This window comes from Mesorhizobium sp. M1338 (assembly GCF_040318045.1).
Classification (GTDB): Bacteria; Pseudomonadota; Alphaproteobacteria; order Rhizobiales; family Rhizobiaceae; genus Mesorhizobium.
The window spans coordinates 78547-101869 of the sequence record NZ_JAMYLL010000007.1 but is presented as its reverse complement, the minus strand read 5'-3'; the positions used below and the strand labels follow the sequence as shown (position 1 = coordinate 101869).

Annotated in this window: 21 protein-coding genes and 1 pseudogene; 15 read left to right on the top strand and 7 right to left on the bottom strand. The window is 63.3% G+C overall.

Annotated elements, in window-relative coordinates; translation table 11 throughout:
- Window positions 1-47 precede the first annotated feature (47 nt).
- From ftsY to NKH19_RS09630, 6 genes are all read right to left on the bottom strand, one after another.
- Window positions 48-1496, bottom strand: coding sequence for a signal recognition particle-docking protein FtsY (gene ftsY / locus NKH19_RS09655; RefSeq protein WP_502910897.1), 1449 nt, complete (start codon window positions 1494-1496; stop codon window positions 48-50).
- Window positions 1497-1976: 480 nt separating this feature from the next.
- Complete coding sequence (mtaB, locus tag NKH19_RS09650; protein WP_352982101.1) at window positions 1977-3290, bottom strand: tRNA (N(6)-L-threonylcarbamoyladenosine(37)-C(2))-methylthiotransferase MtaB; 1314 nt, start codon at window positions 3288-3290, stop codon at window positions 1977-1979.
- On the bottom strand, window positions 3290-4174 hold the full coding sequence (gene dapF, locus NKH19_RS09645; RefSeq protein WP_352866337.1) for a diaminopimelate epimerase: 885 nt from the start codon (window positions 4172-4174) through the stop codon (window positions 3290-3292). The genes mtaB and dapF overlap by 1 nt, the downstream gene beginning before the upstream one ends.
- 72 nt (window positions 4175-4246) lie before the next feature.
- Entirely contained in the window at window positions 4247-4387 is a 141-nt protein-coding gene (locus NKH19_RS09640) for a DUF1328 domain-containing protein (RefSeq protein WP_502910893.1), read from the bottom strand.
- 110 nt (window positions 4388-4497) lie between these two features.
- Complete coding sequence (locus NKH19_RS09635) at window positions 4498-5064, bottom strand: hypothetical protein (RefSeq protein ID WP_352866334.1); 567 nt, start codon at window positions 5062-5064, stop codon at window positions 4498-4500.
- A 73-nt stretch (window positions 5065-5137) separates the two neighbouring features.
- Window positions 5138-6157, bottom strand: a complete 1020-nt coding sequence (locus NKH19_RS09630) for an MBL fold metallo-hydrolase (RefSeq protein ID WP_352866331.1) — start codon at window positions 6155-6157, stop codon at window positions 5138-5140.
- A 286-nt stretch (window positions 6158-6443) separates the two neighbouring features.
- Between NKH19_RS09630 and NKH19_RS09625 the strand changes: the two genes are divergently transcribed.
- The 15 genes and pseudogenes from NKH19_RS09625 (at window position 6444) to NKH19_RS09555 (ending at window position 21936) form a co-directional block, all read left to right on the top strand.
- Entirely contained in the window at window positions 6444-6983 is a 540-nt protein-coding gene (locus tag NKH19_RS09625; protein WP_352982100.1) for a protease inhibitor Inh/omp19 family protein, read from the top strand.
- Between the two features lie 80 nt (window positions 6984-7063).
- Window positions 7064-8263 (top strand): cell division protein ZapE, encoded by a 1200-nt coding sequence (zapE, locus tag NKH19_RS09620; protein ID WP_352866326.1) that lies wholly within the window; start codon window positions 7064-7066, stop codon window positions 8261-8263.
- Window positions 8264-8760: 497 nt separating this feature from the next.
- Window positions 8761-9729 carry a malate dehydrogenase gene (gene mdh / locus NKH19_RS09615; RefSeq protein ID WP_352982099.1) on the top strand — a complete coding sequence of 323 codons (969 nt, stop codon included), beginning with the start codon at window positions 8761-8763 and terminating at the stop codon, window positions 9727-9729.
- A 16-nt stretch (window positions 9730-9745) separates the two neighbouring features.
- Window positions 9746-10939, top strand: coding sequence for an ADP-forming succinate--CoA ligase subunit beta (sucC, locus tag NKH19_RS09610; protein WP_352866321.1), 1194 nt, complete (start codon window positions 9746-9748; stop codon window positions 10937-10939).
- Window positions 10940-10943: 4 nt separating this feature from the next.
- Window positions 10944-11315, top strand: a complete 372-nt coding sequence (locus tag NKH19_RS09605) for a cupin domain-containing protein (protein WP_352866319.1) — start codon at window positions 10944-10946, stop codon at window positions 11313-11315.
- Window positions 11316-11318: 3 nt separating this feature from the next.
- Window positions 11319-11816 (top strand): DUF1579 family protein, encoded by a 498-nt coding sequence (locus NKH19_RS09600; RefSeq protein ID WP_352866317.1) that lies wholly within the window; start codon window positions 11319-11321, stop codon window positions 11814-11816.
- Between the two features lie 83 nt (window positions 11817-11899).
- Entirely contained in the window at window positions 11900-12205 is a 306-nt protein-coding gene (locus tag NKH19_RS09595; protein WP_352866315.1) for a hypothetical protein, read from the top strand.
- Window positions 12132-12548 (top strand): PIN domain-containing protein, encoded by a 417-nt coding sequence (locus NKH19_RS09590; RefSeq protein ID WP_352663844.1) that lies wholly within the window; start codon window positions 12132-12134, stop codon window positions 12546-12548. Before NKH19_RS09595 ends, NKH19_RS09590 begins: the two co-directional genes overlap by 74 nt.
- Before the next feature lie 27 nt (window positions 12549-12575).
- Complete coding sequence (gene sucD / locus NKH19_RS09585; RefSeq protein WP_352866312.1) at window positions 12576-13478, top strand: succinate--CoA ligase subunit alpha; 903 nt, start codon at window positions 12576-12578, stop codon at window positions 13476-13478.
- 152 nt (window positions 13479-13630) lie between these two features.
- A complete protein-coding gene (locus NKH19_RS09580) occupies window positions 13631-16618 on the top strand; it encodes a 2-oxoglutarate dehydrogenase E1 component (protein ID WP_352866310.1) in 2988 nt (995 codons plus the stop codon).
- A 68-nt stretch (window positions 16619-16686) separates the two neighbouring features.
- The gene (odhB, locus tag NKH19_RS09575) at window positions 16687-17961 is read left to right on the top strand and encodes a 2-oxoglutarate dehydrogenase complex dihydrolipoyllysine-residue succinyltransferase (protein WP_352866308.1); all 1275 of its coding nucleotides are present in this window, start codon (window positions 16687-16689) and stop codon (window positions 17959-17961) included.
- Between the two features lie 118 nt (window positions 17962-18079).
- Window positions 18080-18537 (top strand): annotated as a pseudogene (locus tag NKH19_RS09570) (hypothetical protein).
- Window positions 18534-19289 carry an SDR family oxidoreductase gene (locus NKH19_RS09565; protein ID WP_352866306.1) on the top strand — a complete coding sequence of 252 codons (756 nt, stop codon included), beginning with the start codon at window positions 18534-18536 and terminating at the stop codon, window positions 19287-19289. Before NKH19_RS09570 ends, NKH19_RS09565 begins: the two are co-directional and overlap by 4 nt.
- A 24-nt stretch (window positions 19290-19313) precedes the next feature.
- The gene (lpdA, locus tag NKH19_RS09560) at window positions 19314-20720 is read left to right on the top strand and encodes a dihydrolipoyl dehydrogenase (RefSeq protein WP_352866304.1); all 1407 of its coding nucleotides are present in this window, start codon (window positions 19314-19316) and stop codon (window positions 20718-20720) included.
- A gap of 739 nt (window positions 20721-21459) precedes the next feature.
- Entirely contained in the window at window positions 21460-21936 is a 477-nt protein-coding gene (locus NKH19_RS09555) for a DUF2867 domain-containing protein (protein ID WP_352866302.1), read from the top strand.
- Window positions 21937-21938: 2 nt separating this feature from the next.
- Here NKH19_RS09555 and NKH19_RS09550 read toward each other — a convergent pair whose 3' ends face one another.
- Window positions 21939-23009, bottom strand: a complete 1071-nt coding sequence (locus NKH19_RS09550) for a TraB/GumN family protein (RefSeq protein ID WP_352866301.1) — start codon at window positions 23007-23009, stop codon at window positions 21939-21941.
- Window positions 23010-23323: the final 314 nt, after the last annotated feature.

Below are 23323 nucleotides of genomic sequence, written 5' to 3'. Positions count from 1 at the left end.
GCGCATGATCTGATCCAAAAAGTCTGCAACTTTTTGGGACATGCTTGCTACGCCACTCCAGCAATCGCCCTGGCGAATTCGCTTGCCGAGAAGGGTTCGAGGTCGTCGACCTGTTCGCCGACGCCGATGAAATAGACCGGCAATTTGTGCTTTGCCGCGATCGCCACCAGAATACCGCCGCGCGCCGTGCCGTCCAGCTTGGTCATCACCAGGCCATTGACGCCGGCGACATTGCGGAAGATCTCAACCTGGTTGAGCGCGTTCTGGCCGGTGGTCGCGTCGACCGTCTGCAGCACGGTGTGCGGCGCTTCCGGATCGAGCTTGCCGAGCACGCGGACGATCTTTTCGAGCTCGGCCATCAGTTCGGTCTTGTTTTGCAGGCGGCCGGCGGTGTCGATGATCAGCACGTCGGAGCCGGCTTCCCTAGCCTTTTCGAAGGCGTCGTAGGCCAACCCTGCGGCATCGGCGCCGATCTTGGAGGCGATGACCGGCGATTTCGTCCGCTCGCCCCAGATCTTCAACTGCTCGATCGCCGCGGCGCGGAAGGTGTCGCCGGCGGCGAGCATCACCGACAGGCCGCCATCGGTGAGCTTGGCCGCGAGCTTGCCGATGGTCGTGGTCTTGCCGGTGCCGTTGACGCCGACCACCAGGATGACATGCGGCTTGTGCGAAAGATCGAGTTCCAGCGGCATGGCGACGTGGGTCAGCACCTTCTCCACCTCCGCCGCCATGATGGCGCGAACCTCGGTGTCGGAGACATCCTTGCCGTAGCGGCTGGCGGCCAGCGCATCGGTGACGCGCAAAGCGGTTTCCATGCCGAGATCGGCACGGATCAGCACGTCCTCCAGATCCTGCAGCGTCTCCTCGTCCAGCTTGCGCTTGGTGAAGACGCCGGCAATGTTGCCGGTCAGTTCCTTGGACGAACGGGCAAGCCCGTCCTTCATGCGCTGGAACCAAGAACGCCTCGGCGCCGGTTCCGGCGCCTTCCGCGGCTCGGCCTTCTGCTCGACTTTCCTGGTGACGGTCACCTTGCCGGGCGCGGGAACGGATCTTGGCGCGGGTTGCGGGACGGCCTGCGGTTCGGGTGCGATCTCGGCGATGATCGGCTGCGATTCGATCGGCGCGGGCTGGCGAATGGGAGGTACGATCTCGGCCGACGGAGCTTCAGCCACGTCTTGCGCAGGTTTGCGCTGCCCCTCGCCCTCTCCCCGTGAAGGACGGGGCGAGGGGGGCGTCAGCGTTGAGGCTTCTTCCTCGAAGTCTGAAAGAGGAGGCGCGGCGTCACCGCTATCTCCCTTCTCCCCGTCTCTATACGGGGAGAAGGTGCCGGCAGGCGGATGAGGGGCTGCGCTGACCTCTGACGGTGGCTGAGCAGGGGCCGGCGCCGGTGTCGGCACCTCGATCGGAGTTGGTGTCCCTGCAGGGACCTCGACCGGCGGCGTCGGCACTTCGACCGGGGCCGGTTCCGGTTGCTTTTCCGGGCGCGACGGAACGATCTCAGGCTCGGACGGCGCGGGTGGCGGTACCTCTTGCGGCCGCGGTTTGGGAGCAGGCTCCGGAACGGCGGGAGGCGTTGGTATTTCCTCGGGCGCCGGCGGCTCGACGGGTGTCTCAGGCGCGGGTTCTTCTTCCGGCTCGGGCTCCGGCAGGGGTTCCGGCGCGGGCGGAACGGCAGGCTCCGGTGCTGGCGGAATGGTCGGTGCCGGCTCGGGCACCGGTTCCTCGATAGGCGCCGGTTTCGGCGCTGGAATCACCTCCGGCTCGACTGTCGGCGTCGGCGCGGCTTCCGCCTCGGGGTCCAGTTCGTCGCGCTTCAAAAACTCCGGAACGACCTGCTCGGCCGCCGGCTTCAGCGCATCGAGCGCTTCCCACTTGATCGGCGGCAGCGGGGCGGTCTCGTCGACCCGCTCCTCGACCACCTCTTTCTTGCCGAACGAAAATATCTTCTTGAAAAAACCAGCCATGCTTTGCGTTTCTCAGGCCGCGCGGGCGGCAAGGGGGGTCGCGATCAGCTTGGTACCGTCGTGGCCTGATATATCGGCCTCGACGATCTCACCCGGCACGCCCGTGCCGAGTGCGGCAAGCGTAAACCCTTCGGTGCGGCCAAGTCCGTCGCGCTCGATCAGGATCGACTGACGGGTTCCGGAAAGCGACGACAGATGGCGCCGATACGCGGCATCACCAGCGGCGCGCAGCCGGGCGGCGCGCTGCTTGACCAATTCGCGGCGGAGCTGCGGCATGCGCGCGGCGGGCGTGCCTTCGCGCGGGCTGAACGGGAAGACGTGGAGGTGAGTCAGGCCACACTCCTCGACGATTTTTTCCGAGTTCTCGAACATCTCGTCGGTCTCGGTCGGGAAGCCGGCGATGATGTCGGCGCCGAACACGATGCCGGGGCGCAGCTTGCGAACGTCCTCGCAGAAGCGGATCGACTGATCGCGCAGATGCCGGCGCTTCATGCGCTTCAGGATCATGTCGTCGCCCGACTGCAGCGACAGATGCAGATGGGGCATCAGCCTGGGTTCGGTGGCGATGGCGTCGAGCAGATCGTCGTCGGCCTCGATCGAATCGATCGAGGACAGCCGCAGGCGCTTCACGTCAGGCACCTGCCTGAAGATGGTTTTTACCAGTCTGCCGAGCTTCGGGGCGCCCGGCAGGTCGGCGCCAAAACCGGTCATGTCGACACCGGTCAGCACGATCTCGGCATAGCCGTTTCCGGCGAGCCGTTTGACCTGCTCGACCACGGCGCCCATCGGCACCGAGCGTGAATTGCCGCGGCCGTAAGGGATGATGCAGAAGGTGCAGCGGTGGTCGCAGCCGTTCTGCACCTGGACGAAGGCACGTGCCCGGCCCTCGATGGCGTCGACCATGTGGCCGGCGGTCTCACGCACCGAAAAGATGTCATTGACGCGCGCCTTCTCGGTGTCGTTGACGCCGAAATCCGGCAGCGCGCGATAGGAGTTCGCCTTCAGCTTCTCCTCGTTGCCGAGCACGAGATCGACCTCCTCCATTGCGGCGAATTTTTCAGGCTCGGTTTGCGCGGCGCAGCCGGTGACGATGATGCGGGTTTGCGGGTTGTCGCGGCGCGCCTTGCGGATCGCCTGTTTGGCCTGGCGCACCGCCTCGCCGGTGACGGCGCAGGTGTTGAAGATCACGGCGCCGCCTTCCAGCGCGCCGAGGCCGGCGGTTTCAGCCTCGCGCCGCATCACTTCGGATTCATAGGTGTTCAGCCGGCAGCCGAAGGTCACCACATCGATGCCCCTGGACACCGGGCTCTTGGACAGAGCGGACATCAGGCCGCGCTTTCGGTGTCGCGAGCCCATGTTCCGGTCGCCGGATCGAAGCTGCCGGAAAATTCCCATTCGGCCGCGCCGGTGAGGATGACGTGGTCATCGCCGCGCCATTCCACATGCAGCGTGCCGCCGCCAGGGGTCAACAGGCTGACGCTGCGGCCGGTCCGATTGGTGCGGGCGGCTGCGACCACCGCGGCGCAGGAGGCCGAGCCACAGGCCTTGGTCAGGCCGGCGCCACGTTCCCATGTGCGGATGATCATGGTTTCGGGCGAAGTGATCTGAGCGATGGTGATGTTGGCGCGTTCGGGAAACATCGGATGGTTCTCGAGCAGCGGGCCGAAGCGGTCGAGCTCGTAGGACCAGACGTCGCGGTCGACCCAGAAGATGGCGTGCGGGTTGCCCATCGAGACGACAGAGGGTGAATGCAGCACCGGTGCGTCGATCGGGCCGATCTGCAGCTCGATCTTGCGGGTATCATGGAATTCCTCGGCCAGCGGAATGTCCTGCCAGCCGAAGCGCGGTATGCCCATGTCGACCGAGATCGAGCCATCGGCATGTTCGCGCGCGTTGAGAATGCCGGCGACGGTCTCGAAGGTGAAGGTCTTCTGGCCGGTCTCGGCGGCGAGCGCCTGGACGACGCAGCGCATGCCGTTGCCGCAGGCCTGCGCGCCGGTTCCGTCGGAATTCAATATGTCGATGAAAAAGGCGGTGCCCGGCGTCCTGGCGTCGTGGATCGCCATGATCTGGTCGAATCTTGTCGCGGCATCGGCGTTCAGCGCGATTGCCGCGGCCGCCGTCACCCGATCGGCACGGCCACGCATGTCGGCAACGATGATCTCGTTGCCGATGCCGTTCATCTTGGCGAAAGGGGCAGTGCTGGCCATTGCTCCGAAAGTTCCATGTCCGATTGCCGCTATATGGCGGAAACGGGCAGGAATTACCAGTGCGGAGCCGCTTTACGTCACCGCGAAAATGCCAAGTACCATCAGCAGGAAGATGATCAGAACGATGCCGATGAGGATGCGCGCCCCGGTGGCGGCAGCACCTGCCAGCGCCGGCATGCCGAGCAAGCTCGCCGCCGCGGCGACGATCAGCAAAATGACGATGGGAATGCCTCGCAAACCGACAGATTTTGAAACCGTATGAAAAACGCGGCTGCCGCGCTTGGGTTCCCGTCGGCTTGCGAGGCCGCTGCCGGTTGACCGACCTAGCCGGCGATCTCGATATCGGTGGTGAAAGGCGCCGTCTTGTTCGAATTCTCGTCATGCATGAGAAAGTCGCATCGGTATTTGCCGGGCGGCAAGCCGTCGAGGGACAGGTCCAGCTTGAAGAACAGTTCGCGGTTGTGTGAGCGGGAGGCGACCTGGACACGGCCGACCTTCTCACTCGTGCCGAGAGTCTCGCCGGCCGCGGAAACGACGGTGATGTCGACGGAAAGCGCTATCATGCTGTTGCCGAGACCGTCCGAGCCGTAGCCATAGCCAACAGGCTCCATATAGAGCACGATCTTCTCGCCGGGTTTGTAGATGCGATTGGCACGCTCGCTGTAGATGCCGAAACCGCTTGCGGAATCGACCTGTTTGACGTTCTGGACGGCCAGCGGCATCGCTTGCCAAAGGGCTTCCTCGGCGCCGCGGAATTTGTCCAGCGCGTCGGCGCCATCACCCGACTTCAGCAGTTTTTCGGCCTCGGTGGCGCGATCGGTGATTTCGCCTGCGAAAGCGCATGGCGTCGAAAACGCCAGCGCCATCAGAATTGCCATGATCGATTTCATCTGAAATTCCCCCTCTGCCCGTTAGGCGGACCATCCGCGAAAATGATCGGTCCGTAAATGCCCAATGCAGATGTCAGCCGCGCCCGATCTCGGGCACGCTCCAGATCTCGCCGGGCCGCAAGGCGCGAAAGCGCCCTCGTGGGATGCCTTGATCGTCAAGCGCCTCGGTCAATTTCCGCGCCGGTTCGTCGATCGGTTCGTCGGTGAGCTGAAAGGTGCCCCAGTGGCAGCCGGCGGCGAAAGCGGCGTTGCACAGCGTCATGCCTTGCACCGCTTCCTCCGGATTCTGGTGCTGAGGCGCCATGAACCAGCGCGGCTCATAGGCACCGATCGGCAGGATGGCGAAGCGGAAACCGCCATGTTTCCCGGCCATCTGCCGGTAGTTGATGCCATCGTGAAAGCCGGTGTCACCGGCGAAATAGAGCTTGCTATCAGGCGTTTCGACGACGAAGCCGGCCCACAGCGCCATGCGCCGGTCGCGGGCGCCGCGCGCCGACCAGTGGTGCACCGGCTCGACATGGACCGCGACGCCGTTGCCGACCTCTACCCTGTCGCCCCAATCATGGGCCGACAGCCGCATGCCGGGAATCGCATCGCCGATCAGGGTGTCGTTGCCGAGCGGGGTAAGCACCAGCGGGTCGTGGCCGGCCTTCAGCCGCTTCAGGGTGGCGAGATCGAGATGGTCGTAATGGTTGTGGCTGACCAGCACGAGGTCGATCGGCGGCAGGTCGGCGAAGGCGATGCCTGGCGGATTGATGCGTTTTGGTCCGGCGAAGAAAAGCGGCGACGCACGCTGCGACCAGACCGGGTCGGTCAGGATGTTCAGACCGCCCGTCTGGATCAGCAAGGTGGAATGGCCCACCATCGTTACGTTCAGCGCCGCGCCATCGACCTTCGCGGCCGGCTTTGCCTGCGGAAAGGGGCTTGGATTCGTCGCCGGCCATTTCGAGCGCTTGCCATTCAACTGCCATTTCAGCAGGTCGGCGAAACGGCCGGGCAGCTGGCCGTCGGGATTGAAGAACAGGGTGCCGTCGAAATGATCGCTGGGCGGGCCGCTATAGTAGCGATTGGCGGCTTTCTTTCTCGCGGCCAATTTTGCGGCTCCAGCAGGTTTCGTCTCCCTGACATAGGCGCTGTGCCTGCTTGCGCAAGCATTTGACCGCCGAATGGCAGGGGAGGGGCGGCACGGTGTCGACCGGGACCTCAGGGCGATGCGCGACAAGTGGCCCGTGCCATCGCGATCGCGATAAATTTGCAACAAATCTTGCCGCAAACCGTATTTTAACCATATCGGGTTGAAATTTCGCCACCTTCTCCATCTTGGTGGAGGTGAGATTGTGCGGACGGCTTCCCCCCAGCCGGATCCGACGGAGGTTGGAATGACTTTTTCGAAAACCGGTCTGGTGGCCGTATCGCTGGCCGCGCTCGTTGCGAGCGGCTGTTCGACGTCACGTTTCTCGTCGATGGATGATCAGCAGCCGGCACCGCTAGAGGCCGCGCCCGCCGGCAAGGTGACCGCGAACCAGCTGCCGCCGCCGGCGTCGCCCGGCACCACGGACCCGTCGCAATTCCCGACCGCGCCGGCGAACACGCAGGTCGCCTCGCTGCCGCCGGACGGCACGGCACCGGCCGGCGCTTCGGACCTCAACGCCGCCAGTGTCGCGGGTGTCTGGAATGCCAACGTTTCGGGCCAGAGCTGCAAGGTGGCGACGCCGCAGACCAAATTCGGCGCCGGCTTCCGCGCCGGGCCGCTGCATTGCCCGGCACCGATCGACGGCATCAAGTCGTGGAACGTCGCCGGCAAGCAGCTCACGCTCTATGACGAGAATGGCGGCGCGCTGGCGCGGCTCTATTCCTCGGGCGGCTCGAAATTCGACGGCCAGACTTCGACCGGCCAGCCGATTTCGCTTACAAGATAGGCTAGCCCTTCCGAATGCATTTCGCCCAGAAGTGGCCCCGTTTTGGGACAGCGACATGCATAAAGCAAATGACGTGACCAATGCATCTGCGTGACGGCCTCCATACCCATGCGACCGTCAGGCAGCGCTACGACCATCTGGTGGAAACCGGTGCGATCGGCCGCGATCCGGCGCAGGAGCGGATCACCGCCGCGCTGGACCGGCTGACCGACGAGATTTCGGCCAAGCGACTGGCACACAAGTCCAGCGCGCTGGGCTGGCTGTTTGCCCGCAAGCGCGAGACGCATGAGGCCGTCAAAGGCCTCTACATCCATGGCGGCGTCGGCCGCGGCAAGACCATGCTGATGGATATGTTCTTCGACCTGCTGCCGGTGCGGCGCAAGCGCCGCGTCCATTTCAACGACTTCATGGCCGATGTGCAGGATCGTATCCAGAAGCACCGGCAGGCGCGCAAGAATGGCGACGTCAGGCAAGACGATCCGATCCCGCCCGTGGCCAAGGCGCTCGCCGAGCAGGCCTGGGTGCTGTGCTTCGACGAGTTCTCGGTTACCGACATTGCCGATGCGATGATCCTGTCGCGGCTGTTTTCGGCGCTGTTTGCCAGCGGCGTGGTGCTGGTCGCCACCTCGAACGTGGCGCCGGAAGATCTTTATAGAGATGGACTGAACCGCCAGCTTTTCCTGCCTTTCATCGGCATTCTGCAGCGGCATGCACAGGTGCTCTCGCTCGACGCCGACAAGGACTACCGGCTGGAAAAACTCGCCCGCACACCGGTCTATGTCACGCCGGCCGATGCGGCGGCCGACCAGATACTCGACGAGGCTTGGCAAGCCATGACGCGCGGAGTGCCAGAGGGCCAGACGTCACTTGCCCTCAAAGGCCGGCAAGTGGTCGTGCCGCGCGCCGCCGGCGACGTGGCGCGGTTCTCCTTCGCCGATCTCTGTGAAAAGCCGCATGGGGCACGCGACTACCTGGCGATCGCCGGGCGCTTTTCGACCATCTTCGTCGATCATGTCCCAGTGCTCGGCGAAGGCAAGCGCAACGAGGCCAAGCGCTTCATCCTGTTGATCGACACGCTTTATGACCATCATGTGCGGCTGGTGATGAGTGCAGAGGCTCCGCCGTCGCAGCTTTATCTCGCAAGGCGCGGCGTCGAGGTCTTCGAATTCGAACGCACGGCATCGCGCCTGATCGAGATGCAAAGCCACGACTGGCTGGAGGATTGGGCGGAGCGGCGGAAGATGAAGACGGCGCCAGAAGCGCAGCAGGCGCAGGCGTAGGGACGCGTAGGTTCGCCCCCATGCATCCTTGGTGATTTACGAAACCGTCGCGACGATCGATTCTCCCCCCTCGAGGGGGAGATGGACGGCAGGCCAGAGGGGGGTTGGTTCGACCGGGCGCGGCACAGATGGCGCCAGCGCTTCACGCGAGGCGACCCCCTCTGTCGCCTTTGGCGACATCTCCGCCTCAAGGGGGGAGATTTGGTGCCAGTATCACAACGGCGTCATCGCCTGGAAATAGCCTTCTGATTTCCATACTCATTGCGTAAACCTCGCAAGTCGGCTTACAAACTTTGACGTTTACGTAAATCCCAATGTTTCTAACCGATTGAAATTATTCACTCGAAAATAATCGATTGAATATATTTTCCACCGGGGCTACTGGATGCGGCGAAGTCTCGCGGGTCCCCGCAGCATTCCGGCCTCTTCCTCGACGCCGCCAACCCAGATCGCCAGCGATTTGGGCGTCGTCACAGACAAAGGGAAAATTTCCTCACATGGCACGCAACAAGATAGCGCTCATCGGCTCTGGCATGATCGGCGGCACGCTCGCCCACATGATCGGCCTCAAGGACCTCGGCGACGTGGTGCTGTTCGACATTGCCGAGGGTATCCCGCAGGGCAAGGGGCTCGATATCGCGCAGTCATCGCCGGTCGATGGCTTCGACAGCCGCCTCACCGGCATTAACGACTATGCCGGCATCGAGGATGCCGATGTCTGCATCGTCACCGCCGGCGTGCCGCGCAAGCCGGGCATGAGCCGCGACGACCTTCTGGGCATCAACCTCAAGGTCATGGAGCAGGTCGGCGCCGGGCTGAAGAAATACGCGCCGAAGGCTTTCGTCATCTGCATCACCAATCCGCTCGATGCCATGGTGTGGGCGCTGCAGAAGTTTTCCGGCCTGCCCAAGAGCCATGTCGTCGGCATGGCCGGCGTGCTCGACAGCGCGCGCTTCCGCTATTTCCTGGCCGAGGAATTCAAGGTCTCGGTCGAGGACGTCACCGCCTTCGTGCTCGGCGGCCATGGCGATTCCATGGTGCCGATGATCCGCTATTCGACGGTGTCAGGCATTCCGCTGCCCGACCTCATCAAGATGGGCTGGACCTCGAAGGAGAAGCTCGACCAGATCGTGCAGCGCACCCGCGACGGCGGCGCCGAGATCGTCGGCCTGCTCAAGACCGGCTCGGCCTTTTATGCGCCGGCCGCCTCGGCGATCTCGATGGCCGAAGCCTACCTCAAGGACAAGAAGCGCGTGCTGCCATGCGCCGCGTATCTATCCGGCCAGTATGGCGTCAAGAACACCTATGTCGGCGTTCCCGTGGTGATCGGCGCCGGCGGCGTCGAGCGCATCATCGAGATCGACCTCAACAAGAGCGAGCAGAAGATGTTCGACAGTTCGGTGGCGACGGTGCAGGGCCTGACCGAGGCCTGCGTCAAGATCGCGCCGCAACTCGCCGCCAAGTAACCCGGAGAAAATCCAGATGAACATCCATGAGTATCAGGGCAAGGCGCTGCTGAAGTCTTTCGGCGCGCCGGTGGCCGAAGGAGTGCCGGTGTTCAAGGCGAGCGAGGCGGAAGCCGCCGCCAGGGCGCTGCCCGGCCCGCTCTACGTGGTGAAGAGCCAGATCCATGCCGGCGGCCGCGGCAAGGGCAAATTCAAGGAGCTTGGCCCAGACGCCAAGGGTGGGGTCAGGCTGGCGAAGTCGGTCGCCGACGTCGTCACCAACGCCAATGAGATGCTGGGCAACACGCTGGTGACCAAGCAGACCGGCCCGGCCGGCAAGCAGGTCAACCGCCTCTACATCGAGGACGGCGCCGACATAGAGCGCGAACTCTATCTGTCGATCCTCGTAGACCGCTCGGTCGGCCGCGTCGCCTTCGTCGTCTCGACGGAAGGCGGCATGGACATCGAAGCGGTCGCGCACGACACGCCGGAAAAGATCATCACCGTCGCCATCGATCCGGAAAAGGGCGTCACATCGGCCGATCTGAAGGCGCTCAACGGCGCGCTGAAGCTCGACGGTGACGCAGCCAAGGACGGCGACACGCTGTTCCCAATCCTCTACAAGGCCTTTGTCGAGAAGGACATGAGCCTGCTCGAGGTCAACCCGCTGATCGTCATGAAGAACGGCCGGCTGCGCGTGCTCGATGCAAAAGTGTCGTTCGACAACAATGCGCTGTTTCGTCACCCGGATGTGCTCGAACTGCGCGACATCACCGAAGAGGACGAGAAGGAGATCGAGGCGTCGAAATACGACCTCGCTTATGTGGCGCTCGACGGCAATATAGGCTGCATGGTGAACGGCGCCGGCCTCGCCATGGCGACGATGGACATCATCAAGCTCTATGGTGCCGAACCCGCCAACTTCCTCGATGTCGGCGGCGGTGCGTCCAAGGAAAAAGTGACGGCGGCGTTCAAGATCATCACCAAGGATCCGGCGGTCAAGGGCATCCTGATCAACATCTTCGGCGGCATCATGAAGTGCGACATCATTGCCGAGGGCGTCATTGCCGCGGTCAAGGAAGTCGGCCTGGAAGTGCCGCTTGTGGTGCGCCTGGAAGGCACCAATGCCGAGCTTGGCAAGAAGATCATCAACGACAGCGGCCTCAACGTGGTATCGGCCGACGATCTCGACGACGCGGCCAAGAAGATCGTGGCGGCGGTGAAGGGCTGATCTGGTGCCTCCGCGCAAGATAAACCTGGTCGAGGCGGCGGATCAGAAGATCAAGAAGGTTTTCGATCCGCATATCGCCGGCGACGTCAACGATGCCCAGGTCAAGATCGCCAAGTTCGGCGACGTCTTCGACTGGCACGCGCATGACAATGAGGACGAAGCCTTCCTCGTGCTGCGCGGGCGCATCGCAATCGATTTTCGCGACGGCACGGTGGAGCTCTCCAGCGGCGAGTTCATCGTCGTGCCGCGCGCTGTCGAACACCGGCCGCGCTCGCTCAGCGAAGAACCCGTCGTGCTGATGTTCGAACCGGCGACGACGCTCAACACCGGCAACGCCAAGAGCGACTTAACCGTCGCCGACCTGAAGCGGCTCTGACCCATGAACGCAGCCGCCTTCTCCTCGCTCTCGGCCGATCACCAGCGCCTGCAGGCGCTGGTCGGCGCGTGGCGTGGTGAGGAAGAGGTGGCGGCAACCCAGTGGACCGATGCCGGCACAGCGACTTCCGAAGTGCTGGCTGAGGCACAGTTCGGCGGGCTGTTCGTGGTGCAGCGCTATCGCCAGCGTCGCGACGGCACGGTCTCGTTCGGCGCGCACAGCGTGTTTGGCTTCGACCAGCAAAACAGCATCGCCACCATGCATCAGTTCGACTCGATGGGCTTCGTGCCGGCGGCGCCGGCCATGGGCACGTGGAACGGCAACGAGCTCACTCTGGAGCGGTCGTCGCCGCGCGGCGCCGCGCGCGTGACGTACATTTTTGACGGTGCCGACGCCTACCGCATGCGATTGCAGTTCAAACCTGCCGGCAGAGATGCCTGGCAGGACATGGTGAGCGGCGTTTACCGGCGCGTCTCGCCTTCCGAGTTAGGGGAAGGCTGAGCGATGCAGATCATGGGCATGGCGGTTGAAAAAATACACATAATCACACATATATCGGCTGTGTATTTATGTGGAGACAGGCGATGAAGAATGTCACCCTAGCCATGGACGACGCTCTGCTCGAAAAGGCGCGAGGCCTTGCCGGACGTCGCAACACCACGCTCAACGCCCTCATTCGTTCACTCCTTGCGCATGAAGTCGAGCAGGAAGACCGGATGGCCTGGGCCAAGGCGGGAATGAAGCGACTCATGGACGAGGCCGCGAGACAGAGCGACAGCGCCGACACCCCTTACAAGTGGGATCGAAGGGACGCCTATGCCGACCGGGAGGATCGATTGCTTTCTCGACACGAACGTCCTGATCTACGCGGCTTCGGAGAAGAATCGTGATCCACGCCGCGCGCCGATCGCCGCAGAACTGGTATCGAGCACCATCTTTGGCGTGTCGGGGCAAACTTTGGCCGAATTCGCCGCAGTGTCGCGAGCGAAATCCCTTCTGGGCGATGACCTGCTCGATCAGTGGCTGGTTCTCCTCGGGACCTGCCCTTTGGTGCCCGTCGACGAAAGCTACGTCCGCTCTGGGCTGGACCTCGCGCGCCGTTATGGAATTCACTATTACGACGCCGCGCTTCTCGCCGCGGCCGGGTATCTCGGTGCGCCGATTTTCTACACCGAGGATCTCAACCACAACCAGGTTTATGGCTCGGTACGAGCCGTCAATCCTTTCTTGTAATCGCTGAATCCAGAGGCGTTATCACCCATGTCCATTCTCGTCGACAAGAACACCAAGGTGCTGGTGCAGGGCCTGACCGGCAAGACCGGTACGTTCCACACCGAACAGGCGCTGGCCTATCACGGTACGAAAATGATCGGCGGCATCCATCCCAAAAAGGGCGGCGAGACCTGGACCGGCTCCAAGGGCGAGAGCCTGCCGATCTTCGCCACCGTCGCCGAGGGCAAGGCAAAGACCGGCGCCAACGCGTCCGTGGTCTATGTGCCGCCGGCGGGCGCCGCCGAAGCAATCCTCGAAGCGATCGAGGCCGAGATCCCGCTGATCATCTGCATCACCGAAGGCATACCGGTGATGGACATGATCAGGGTCAAGGCGCGGCTCGACCGCTCGACCTCGCGGCTGATCGGTCCGAACTGCCCGGGCGTCTTGACCCCCAACGAATGCAAGATCGGCATCATGCCCGGAAACATCTTCCGCAAGGGTTCGGTCGGCGTTGTTTCGCGCTCGGGAACACTTACCTATGAGGCCGTGTTCCAGACCACCAATGTCGGCCTCGGCCAGACCACCGCCGTCGGCATTGGCGGCGACCCCGTCAAGGGCACCGAGTTCATCGATGTGCTCGAGATGTTCTTGGCCGACGACGAGACCAAGTCGATCATCATGATCGGCGAGATCGGCGGTTCGGCCGAGGAAGACGCCGCGCAATTCCTCAAGGACGAAGCCAAGCGTGGCCGCAAGAAGCCGATGGCGGGCTTCATCGCCGGGCGCACGGCGCCGGCCGGCCGCACCATGGGTCATGCGGGCGCGGTCATCTCCGGCGGCAAGGGCGGCGCCGAGAACAAGATCGCGGCAATGGAATCGGCTGGCATCAAGGTATCGCCCTCGCCGGCCCGTCTCGGCACGACGCTGGTCGAGGCGATCAAGGGTTGAAATGAGTAAGTGGTGAATAGTGAATGGTGAATGGCTCGGACGGATGAATAGTTGGCCTGGCTGCCGGATCTCGACTCTGCCGCTGACCATTCACTATTCACCACTTACCATTCACTCCAAACAGGAGACGGAGCCGGGCTCCGCGGACAAAAATGGCAAGACAAGATCAGGCCAACGACCAGTTTTCGCTCACCTCTTTCCTCTATGGCGGCAATGCCGATTACATCGACGCGCTCTACGCCGCCTATGAGGACGATCCGGCCTCGGTCAATCCCGAATGGCAGGAGTTCTTCGCCGGGCTGAAGGACGATGCCGGCGATGTGCGCAAGAATGCCAAGGGCGCTTCATGGGCGAAGCCCTCCTGGCCGCTGCAGGCCAATGGCGAACTGGTGTCGGCGCTCGACGGCAATTGGGGCATCGTCGAGAAGACGATCGAAAAGAAGGTCAAGGACAAGGCGGTCACCAACGGTGTCGTCCTTTCCGATGCCGATGTGCACCAGGCGACGCGCGATTCCGTGCGCGCCATCATGATGATCCGCGCCTACCGCATGCGCGGCCATCTGCACGCCAATCTCGACCCGCTTGGCATCGCCAAGCCGCTCGAGGACTACAACGAATTGTCGCCGGAAAATTACGGCTTCACCGCTGCCGATTACGACCGGCCGATCTTCCTCGACAATGTGCTCGGGCTCGAATTCGGCAGCATCCGGCAGATGCTGGAAATCCTGACGCGCACCTATTGCTCGACGCTCGGCGTCGAGTTCATGCATATTTCCGATCCTGAGGAAAAGGCCTGGATCCAGGCGCGCATCGAAGGCGCCGACAAGGAGATCACCTTCACCGCCACCGGCAAGAAGGCGATCCTGCAGAAGCTGGTCGAATCCGAAGGTTTCGAACAATTCATCGACGTCAAGTACAAGGGTACCAAGCGTTTCGGCCTCGACGGCAGTGAAGCACTGATCCCGGCTCTGGAGCAGATCATCAAGCGTGGCGGCCAGCTCGGCATGAAGGAAATCGTGCTCGGCATGGCGCATCGCGGACGGCTGAACGTGCTTTCCCAGGTGATGGCCAAGCCGCACCGCGCCATCTTCCACGAATTCAAGGGTGGCTCGGCGGCACCCGACGAGGTCGAGGGCTCGGGCGACGTCAAGTACCATCTCGGCGCCTCGTCGGACCGCGAGTTCGACGGCAACAAGGTGCATCTGTCCTTGACTGCCAATCCCTCGCATCTGGAAATCGTCGATCCGGTGGTGATGGGTAAGGCGCGCGCCAAGCAGGATTATCTGTTCGGCCGCAGCCGCGAGGAAATCGTGCCGCTGGAAGAGCGCGCCAAGGTGCTGCCGCTCTTGCTGCACGGCGACGCCGCCTTCGCCGGCCAGGGCGTGATCGCTGAAATCCTCGGCCTGTCCGGCCTGCGCGGCCACCGCGTCGCCGGCACGCTGCATTTCATCATCAACAACCAGATCGGCTTCACCACCAATCCGCGCTTCTCGCGCTCGTCGCCCTATCCGTCCGACGTGGCCAAGATGATCGAGGCGCCGATCTTCCACGTCAACGGCGACGACCCGGAAGCCGTGGTGCACGCCACCAAGGTGGCGATCGAATTCCGCATGAAGTTCCACAAGCCCGTGGTGGTGGACATGTTCTGCTACCGCCGCTTCGGCCACAATGAAGGCGACGAGCCGGCCTTCACCCAGCCGATCATGTATCGCAACATCCGCACCCACAAGACGACGGTGCAGATCTATGCCGACCGCCTGATTGCAGAGGGCCACATCACCCAGGCCGAGTTCGACCAACTGAAGGCCGACTGGCGCGCGCATCTCGAATCCGAATGGGAAGTCGGCCAGCACTACAAGCCCAACAAGGCCGATTGGCTCGATGGCGCCTGGTCGGGCCTGCGCACGGCCGACAACCAGGACGAACAGCGGCGCGGCAAGACCGCCGTGCCGGTCAAGACGCTGAAGGAAATCGGCAAGAAGCTGACCGAGGTGCCGAAGGATTTCGAGGCGCACAAGACGATCATCCGCTTCCTCGAGAACCGCCGCCAGGCGATCGAATCCGGCGAGGGCATCGACTGGTCGACGGCCGAGGCGCTGGCCTTCGGCGCCATCCTGCTCGACGGCAATCCGATCCGCCTGTCGGGGCAGGATTCCGAACGCGGCACCTTCTCGCAGCGCCATTCCGTGCTCTACGATCAGCGCGACGAAACCCGCTATATCCCGCTCAACAATCTGTCGGCCGCACAGGCCGGCTACGAAGTCATCAACTCGATGCTGTCGGAAGAGGCGGTGCTCGGCTTCGAATATGGCTACAGCCTGGCCGAGCCGAAGGCACTGACGCTGTGGGAAGCGCAGTTCGGCGACTTCGCCAATGGCGCCCAGGTGGTGTTCGACCAGTTCATCTCTAGCGGAGAGCGCAAGTGGCTCAGAATGTCGGGCCTCGTGTGCCTGTTGCCGCACGGCTATGAGGGCCAGGGTCCGGAACACTCCTCGGCCCGGCTCGAGCGCTTCCTGCAGCTTTGCGCCGAAGACAACATGCAAGTCGCCAACTGCACGACGCCGGCCAACTACTTCCACATCCTGCGCCGGCAGCTGAAGCGCGACTTCCGCAAGCCGCTGATACTGATGACGCCGAAGTCGCTGCTGCGCCACAAGCGGGCGGTGTCGACGCTGCCGGAAATGTCGGGCGAAAGCTCGTTCCACCGGCTGCTGTGGGACGATGCCCAGCTGCTGCCCAACCAGGCGATCAAGCTCACCAAGGATTCAAAGATCCGCCGCGTCGTGCTGTGCTCGGGCAAGGTCTACTACGACCTCTACGAGGAGCGCGAGAAGCGCGGCATCAACGACATCTATCTGCTGCGCGTCGAACAGCTCTATCCATTCCCGGCCAAGGCGCTGATCACGGAACTGTCGCGCTTCCGCAATGCCGAGATGGTCTGGTGCCAGGAGGAGCCCAAGAACATGGGCGCCTGGTCGTTCATCGACCCGTATCTGGAATGGGTGCTGGCGCATATCGACGCCAAGCATCAGCGGGTCCGCTACACCGGCCGCCCGGCGGCCGCCTCGCCGGCGACCGGGTTGATGTCCAAGCACCTTGCCCAGCTCGCCGCCTTGCTCGAAGACGCGCTCGGTGAATAGAACAGAGCGCCCCAATAGAGCAGAATTGGGCTGACAAAACAGAACCCGACAAGAAACGGACAGGCACAATGGCTACCGAAATCCGCGTTCCCACTCTCGGCGAATCCGTCACCGAAGCAACCATCGGCAAATGGTTCAAGAAGGTCGGCGACGCGATCGCCGCCGACGAGCCGCTGGTCGAGCTCGAGACCGACAAGGTGACGGTGGAAGTGCCCGCCGCCGCCGCCGGGACGCTGAGCGAAATCACCGTCAAGGAAGGCGAGACTGTCGGCGTCGGCGCGCTGCTGGGTTCGATTTCGGCAGGTGGCCCGGCCGCGGCGCCTGCGACCAAGCCGCAGGCGGTGTCGCAGGCCTCGTCGCCGGACGCGGCATCGACCGGCAAGCAGGCGGCGGCCGAGACCGCCAAGATCGCCGGCGATGCCGGCCCGGTCGAGCCGCGCAGCATGCCGCCGGCGCCGGCGGCGGCGAAACTGATCGCCGAACACAATCTCTCGGTCGACCAGCTCTCGGGTTCGGGCAAACGCGGCCAGGTGCTGAAGGGCGACGTGCTCGACGCCATTTCCAAGGGTGCGCCATCGCAGCCGGCCGAGACATCCAAGGCCGCACCGGTTGCCGTGCGGGCGCCGTCCTCGGGCGACGACGCATCGCGCGAGGAACGCGTGCGCATGACCAAGCTGCGCCAGACCATCGCGCGCCGTCTCAAGGAAGCGCAGTCGACCGCCGCCATGCTGACCACCTTCAACGAGGTCGACATGTCAGCGGTGATGGCACTCAGGGCCAAGTACAAGGACGTGTTCGAGAAGAAGCATGGCGTGAAGCTCGGCTTCATGGGCTTCTTCACCAAGGCCGTGACCCACGCCTTGAAGGAAATCCCTTCAGTCAACGCGGAGATCGACGGCACCGACATCATCTTCAAGAACTACGCCCATATCGGTGTCGCCGTCGGCACGGAAAAGGGCCTGGTCGTGCCGGTCGTGCGCAATGCCGACCAGATGTCGATCGCCGAGATCGAAAAGGACATCGGCCGGCTGGGCATCGCCGCGCGCGACGGCAAGCTGTCGGTCGCCGATATGCAAGGCGGGACGTTCACGATTTCCAATGGTGGGGTTTACGGGTCGCTGATGTCGACGCCGATCCTCAACGCGCCGCAGTCGGGCATCCTCGGCATGCACAAGATCCAGGACCGGCCTGTCGTGGTCGGCGGCCAGGTCGTGATCCGGCCGATGATGTACCTGGCGCTCAGCTACGATCACCGCATCGTCGACGGCAAGGAAGCGGTGACCTTCCTGGTGCGCGTCAAGGAAAGCCTGGAGGATCCGGAACGGCTGGTGCTCGATCTCTAGGGTTGGTGCCGATCCGGCTTTTAAACGGTAGGCAAGGGGAAGGGATCTGCGCGGCAGAATGACGACTTATTCCCTTAGCCTTTCTAAGGTTCTTTCGATCGTATCGATCGCGGCCGGCATGGCGTTGGCCGTCGCTGGCGCTCATGCTGCCTGCCCGATCGAGCTCGCCGTCTATGGCGACACCCAGAGCGGCAGCGAGATCGATTTTACGCCGACCGGAAAATCGGCGACCGTCACCAACACGTTCCGGATGATCCTCGACAACAATGTCGTGCTGAACGGCATCGTCATGTGGAACGAGGGCGTGTCTCGGCCGAACGGCGCGCTGATGTACAAGTGCCCGGAAGGCGACGTCACCGGCGAGGAGCTTGCCGCCTGCACGCCCTGGCATGGTGTCATCTACACATCGGACGACAAGGCAGCATCGGGCTGCTGCCGGCTGAAGGCGTCGAAGCACCGAAGACGCTTATCCTGCCAGATCTCGGTCCAGCGCTGCGCCAATCCTCGGCCTATGGCGGCAGCGGGTTTTCGAAAGTGCCGTGGGATGTGTTTGCCTTGAAGGGATGCCAGGAATGAGCGCGACGCAAAAAGTGCTGCTGGTCACCGGCGGCAGCCGGGGCATCGGTGCGGCGATCTGCCGGGTCGGCTCGAAGGCCGGCTACCGTGTCGCGGTCAACTACGCCTCGAACCGGAATGCCGCCGACGCACTGGTCGCCGAGATCAAGGCCGGCGGCGGCGAGGCTTTTGCCGTCAAGGGCGATGTCGGCGCCGAGTCCGATATCGTGGCCATGTTCGGCGCAGTAGACCGCGCCTATGGCCGGCTCGATGCCTTCGTCAACAATGCCGGCATCGTTGACGTCAAGGCGCGCGTCGACGAGATGGATGTGGCGCGGCTCGAACGCATGATGCGCATCAACGTCGTCGGCTCGTTCCTTTGCGCCCGCGAGGCGGTGAAGCGCATGTCGACCCGTCATGGCGGGTCGGGCGGATCCATCGTCAACATCTCGTCGGCGGCAGCGGCATTGGGGTCGCCGGGCGAGTTTGTCGACTATGCCGCCTCCAAGGGTGCCATCGACACTTTTACCATCGGGCTCGCCCGTGAGGTCGCGCTGGAAGGCATCCGCGTCAATGCGGTGCGGCCGGGCCTCATCGATACCGAGATCCATGCCTCTGGCGGACAGCCGGACAGGATAGAACGGTTCCGCGATTTACTGCCGATGAAAAGAGCGGGCACCGCGGATGAAGTCGCGGGTGCGGTTCTCTATCTTCTATCCGATGCCGCGTCCTATACGACGGGCGCGATCCTGAATGTCAGCGGCGGCCGCTGAGCCCCAATCAAGAAGGACAGTATCATGGCTTATGACGTCGTTATCATCGGATCGGGACCAGGCGGCTATGTCTGCGCCATCAAGGCGGCGCAGCTCGGGCTTAAGACGGCGGTGGTCGAGAAGAACGCGACCTTCGGCGGCACCTGCCTCAACATCGGCTGCATCCCGTCCAAGGCGCTGCTCCATGCCTCCGAGATGTTCGCCGAGGCCGGGCATTCCTTCGACACGTTGGGCGTCGAGATACCGGCACCGAAGCTGAACCTGAAGAAGATGATGGCGCACAAGGATGCGACGGTGTCTTCGAACGTCAACGGCGTCGCCTTCCTGTTCAAGAAGAACAAGATCGATGCGTTTCGCGGCACCGGCAAGGTGATCGCGGCTGGCAAGGTCTCGGTGACTGGCGAGGACGGCAAGGTCGAGGAGATCGAGACCAAGAACATCGTCATCGCCACCGGATCGGATGTCGCCGGCATTCCCGGGGTCGAGGTCGACATCGACGAGAAGGTGATCGTGTCGTCGACCGGCGCATTGTCGCTGGACAAGGTGCCAGGCCATCTGGTGGTGGTCGGCGGCGGTGTCATCGGGCTCGAGCTCGGCTCGGTGTGGGCCCGGCTCGGCGCCAAGGTCACCGTGGTCGAGTTCCTCGACACGATCCTGGGCGGGATGGACGGCGAGGTCTCCAAGCAGTTCCAGCGGCTTTTGTCGAAACAGGGTTTCGAGTTCAAGCTCGGCGCCAAGGTCACCGGCGTCGCCAAGGCGAAGAAGGGTGCCACCGTCACCTTCGAGCCGGTCAAGGGCGGTGCCGCTGAGACCATCGAAACCGACGCGGTGCTGATTTCGACGGGACGCCGCGCCTATTCCGACAGCCTCGGGCTGAAGGAAGCCGGCGTCGACGTCGACGAACGCGGCCGTGTCAAGACCGATGGCCATCTCAGGACCAACGTTCCCGGCATCTATGCCATCGGCGATGTCATCGCCGGGCCGATGCTTGCGCACAAGGCCGAGGATGAGGGCGTGGCGGTAGCGGAAACCATTGCCGGCCAGGCCGGCCATGTGAATTACGACGTCATTCCGAGCGTCGTCTACACCAGCCCCGAAATTGCCTCGGTCGGCAAGACCGAGGAAGAGCTGAAGAAGGCAGGCATCGACTACAAGGTGGGAAAGTTTCCGTTCAGCGCCAATGGCCGGGCGCGCGCCATGCTGCGCACCGACGGTTTTGTGAAGATCCTCGCCGACAAGGCGAGAGACCGCGTGCTCGGCGTGCATATCGTCGGCTTCGGCGCCGGCGAGATGATCCACGAGGCGGCGGTGCTGATGGAGTTCGGCGGCTCGTCCGAGGATCTCGCCCGCACCTGCCACGCGCATCCGACGATGTCGGAAGCGGTGAAGGAGGCGGCGTTGGCAACGTTCTTCAAGCCGCTCCACATTTAGCTAAAAGCGACCAACGCTTCGTGGTCCCAGGGCGGAGGGGAGCGAGCGACGTCGCCGTGACCTGGCATCCATGCCGCGACGAAAGTGCGCCGCGGCGGTGCGGAATTCTGTTCCGCCACTCTTCTCGGCTGCGACATGAATCCTCGGGTGAAGCCGACGAGCGCGCGGCACTTCGCCCCAAAGCAAAACGGCCCGCCTTTCAGCGGGCCGTTTGTATTTGATGTCGGGCCGATCTATTGGGCCGGCGCTGGGGCCGGTGCGGGTGCGGGCGCTGGCGCCGGGGCAGGCGCCGGTTCCGCAGGTGCAGGTGCGGGTTCGGCCGGCTTCATCGGTTCCGCCGGTGCGGGCGCGGGGGCCGGTGTGCTGGCCGCCGGCGGCTCGGCCGGTGCCGGGCGCTCACCACTTCTTCCGAAAACATAATACGCGACAACCGCCAGAATAACGACGACCAGTGCAATCAGCCAACCACTGCCGCCGCCGCCACTTGGCCTCGGAGTGTTGGTGGATGGATTGAACGGGTCGTTTGGATTCGGTGCGTTCGCCATAAAAGTGTCCTCCGTGGATGAAAAATATCAATCAACACCAATCAACGCGCAATCATCGAACTGGTTTCACGCTAGGGTTGGAAAACGCCAAAAACAAGGACAATCCTGCCTCTCCGGAGCCGGAATGGCGTCGTTTCGCCACGCAGTGCACCGAGTTTGTGCCTGCTATGGTCGTTTCGGAGGATATTGCCGTGATGAATCGCACAGCGCAGCCTGTCCCGAATCACTACGACGCTCTTGCCGGAGCCCAGTTCGCCGACCGCTATGTGCTGATCACCGAAGGTCTTTCGTTGACCGCACTCGGTGCCGCCGAACGGGCTTTGGGGCGAACGCCGCGATGGGTCGGTAGGCTCACGGCGCTGCGCAACCTTGCCGTCAGGCCGTTCCGGCTGAAGACAGGCCTCGAACCCGCGGTGTTGCCGGCTGACCGGATCGGAATATTTCCGCTCATCAGCCAGTTTCCCGGCAAGGTCGTGCTTGGCCTCGACGATCGGCATCTCGATTTCCGCGTCCTGGTCGAAGTCAGGGATCTCGGCATGGGCCGGCAGGAGGTGGCCGCAACGACGGTCGTCAAGACGCACAATTGGCTCGGGCGCGCCTATCTGGCGATCGTCATGCCGTTTCACCGGATCATCGTTCCGGCGATGCTGGCTCAGATCCTGGTCAAGTAAAGCTAAAGTCCGACAGGCGTGACGGTGTAACCGGCCTTGCGGAAATCCTCGACTAGGCCTTCGGGGCCGGGAAGGTGGAGGGCACCGACCGCCATGAAGGCATTGCCCCTGGCAAGGATCGGTTCGGCATGCTCGACCATCACCTTGTTGCGGCTGGTGATCATGGTTTCCTCGAACGCCGCATAGCCCGCGGGGTCGTCCTGTCCTTCTGGCATGGCCGCGCGAAACAGCGGCCAGAACATGCCGGTGTCGCCGCGCTGGTAGAGCACGATCATGGTTTCGTTGATGTCGTTGACCTTGTCGCCGAGCTTCAGCGTGTCGACGAGGCCCTTCATGTGAAAGGCCAGCGGCAGCGAGGCCATGGCGCGCAGCTGGCTTTCAGCCGTCTCCAACCCTTCCACCGGCTTGCCGGCAGCCTTTGCACCTTCCGCCAGCTTGACGTCGAGAACCGGTGCGCCACCGGACTGGCGGGCGAGCTCGCAGGCCGGCAGCGCCATCATGGCCGAGAGCATCCACGGCTTCATCTTGGCAACGGTCGCCGGCGGGATGCCGCGGGCGTCGAGGGCGGTGTTCATGGCCGCCGCATCGTCGGGCGACAGCAGCGACGCCAGCGTCGTGCTATCGGTGAACATCATCAGGTCCGGCTCCTTGAGCATCGCGACCATCATCTTCTGCTTGTCGAGCACGTCGGTGGTTTCGATGACGATGGTGCCGGCGGCGTCATAGGCCTTCTGGGCGTCCGGCGGCAGAGCGGTGACGCGCGGGTCGGTCATATGCATGGTGCCGAACAAGAAGGACGGCTTCTCGCCTGGCTTTTCCAGCTTCCACAACAGGCCTTTGCCATTCGGTGTGGCCGCGGCTTCCGCCTCGATCTTGCGGTAGGTCTCCGGATCGTCCTTCTGCAAGGCCGACAGCATGTCGGCGCCGGTGCAGGTCGGGATTTCGGCATGCGCCCTGCCGGTCGCGAACAGCAACACGGCGAGGAACGACAGGAAAAACAGGACGTTGAGCGCGACAAGCAGCTTCAGGGAGATGTGAGCCGCACGGTCGGCGATGGCGATGACGCGTTTCATGATCCTCTTCTAGGACCGAAAAGCGGCAAAACGGTTAATCGGAGCCGTGAAATTGTCTTTGACCGGTTCTGGTTTCTCGGCGCGGACGTTTGAGCCGCTTGCGTTGACGCACGGTATGCCTCGGCAATTGGTGGTAACCCCCCGCTTCGTCATCCACGGGCGGAGCAAGGAGCGCAGCGACGCAGCGCAGACCCGAGGATCCTGTGTGTTGTTCCCATGCTATGTTTGAAGTGGGAAGGAGACCGAGAGGATCCTGGTCGCCTTTCACTTCAAAGCGCCACTATGGTGCAGAATTCTGCACCGCCGCATTCTTC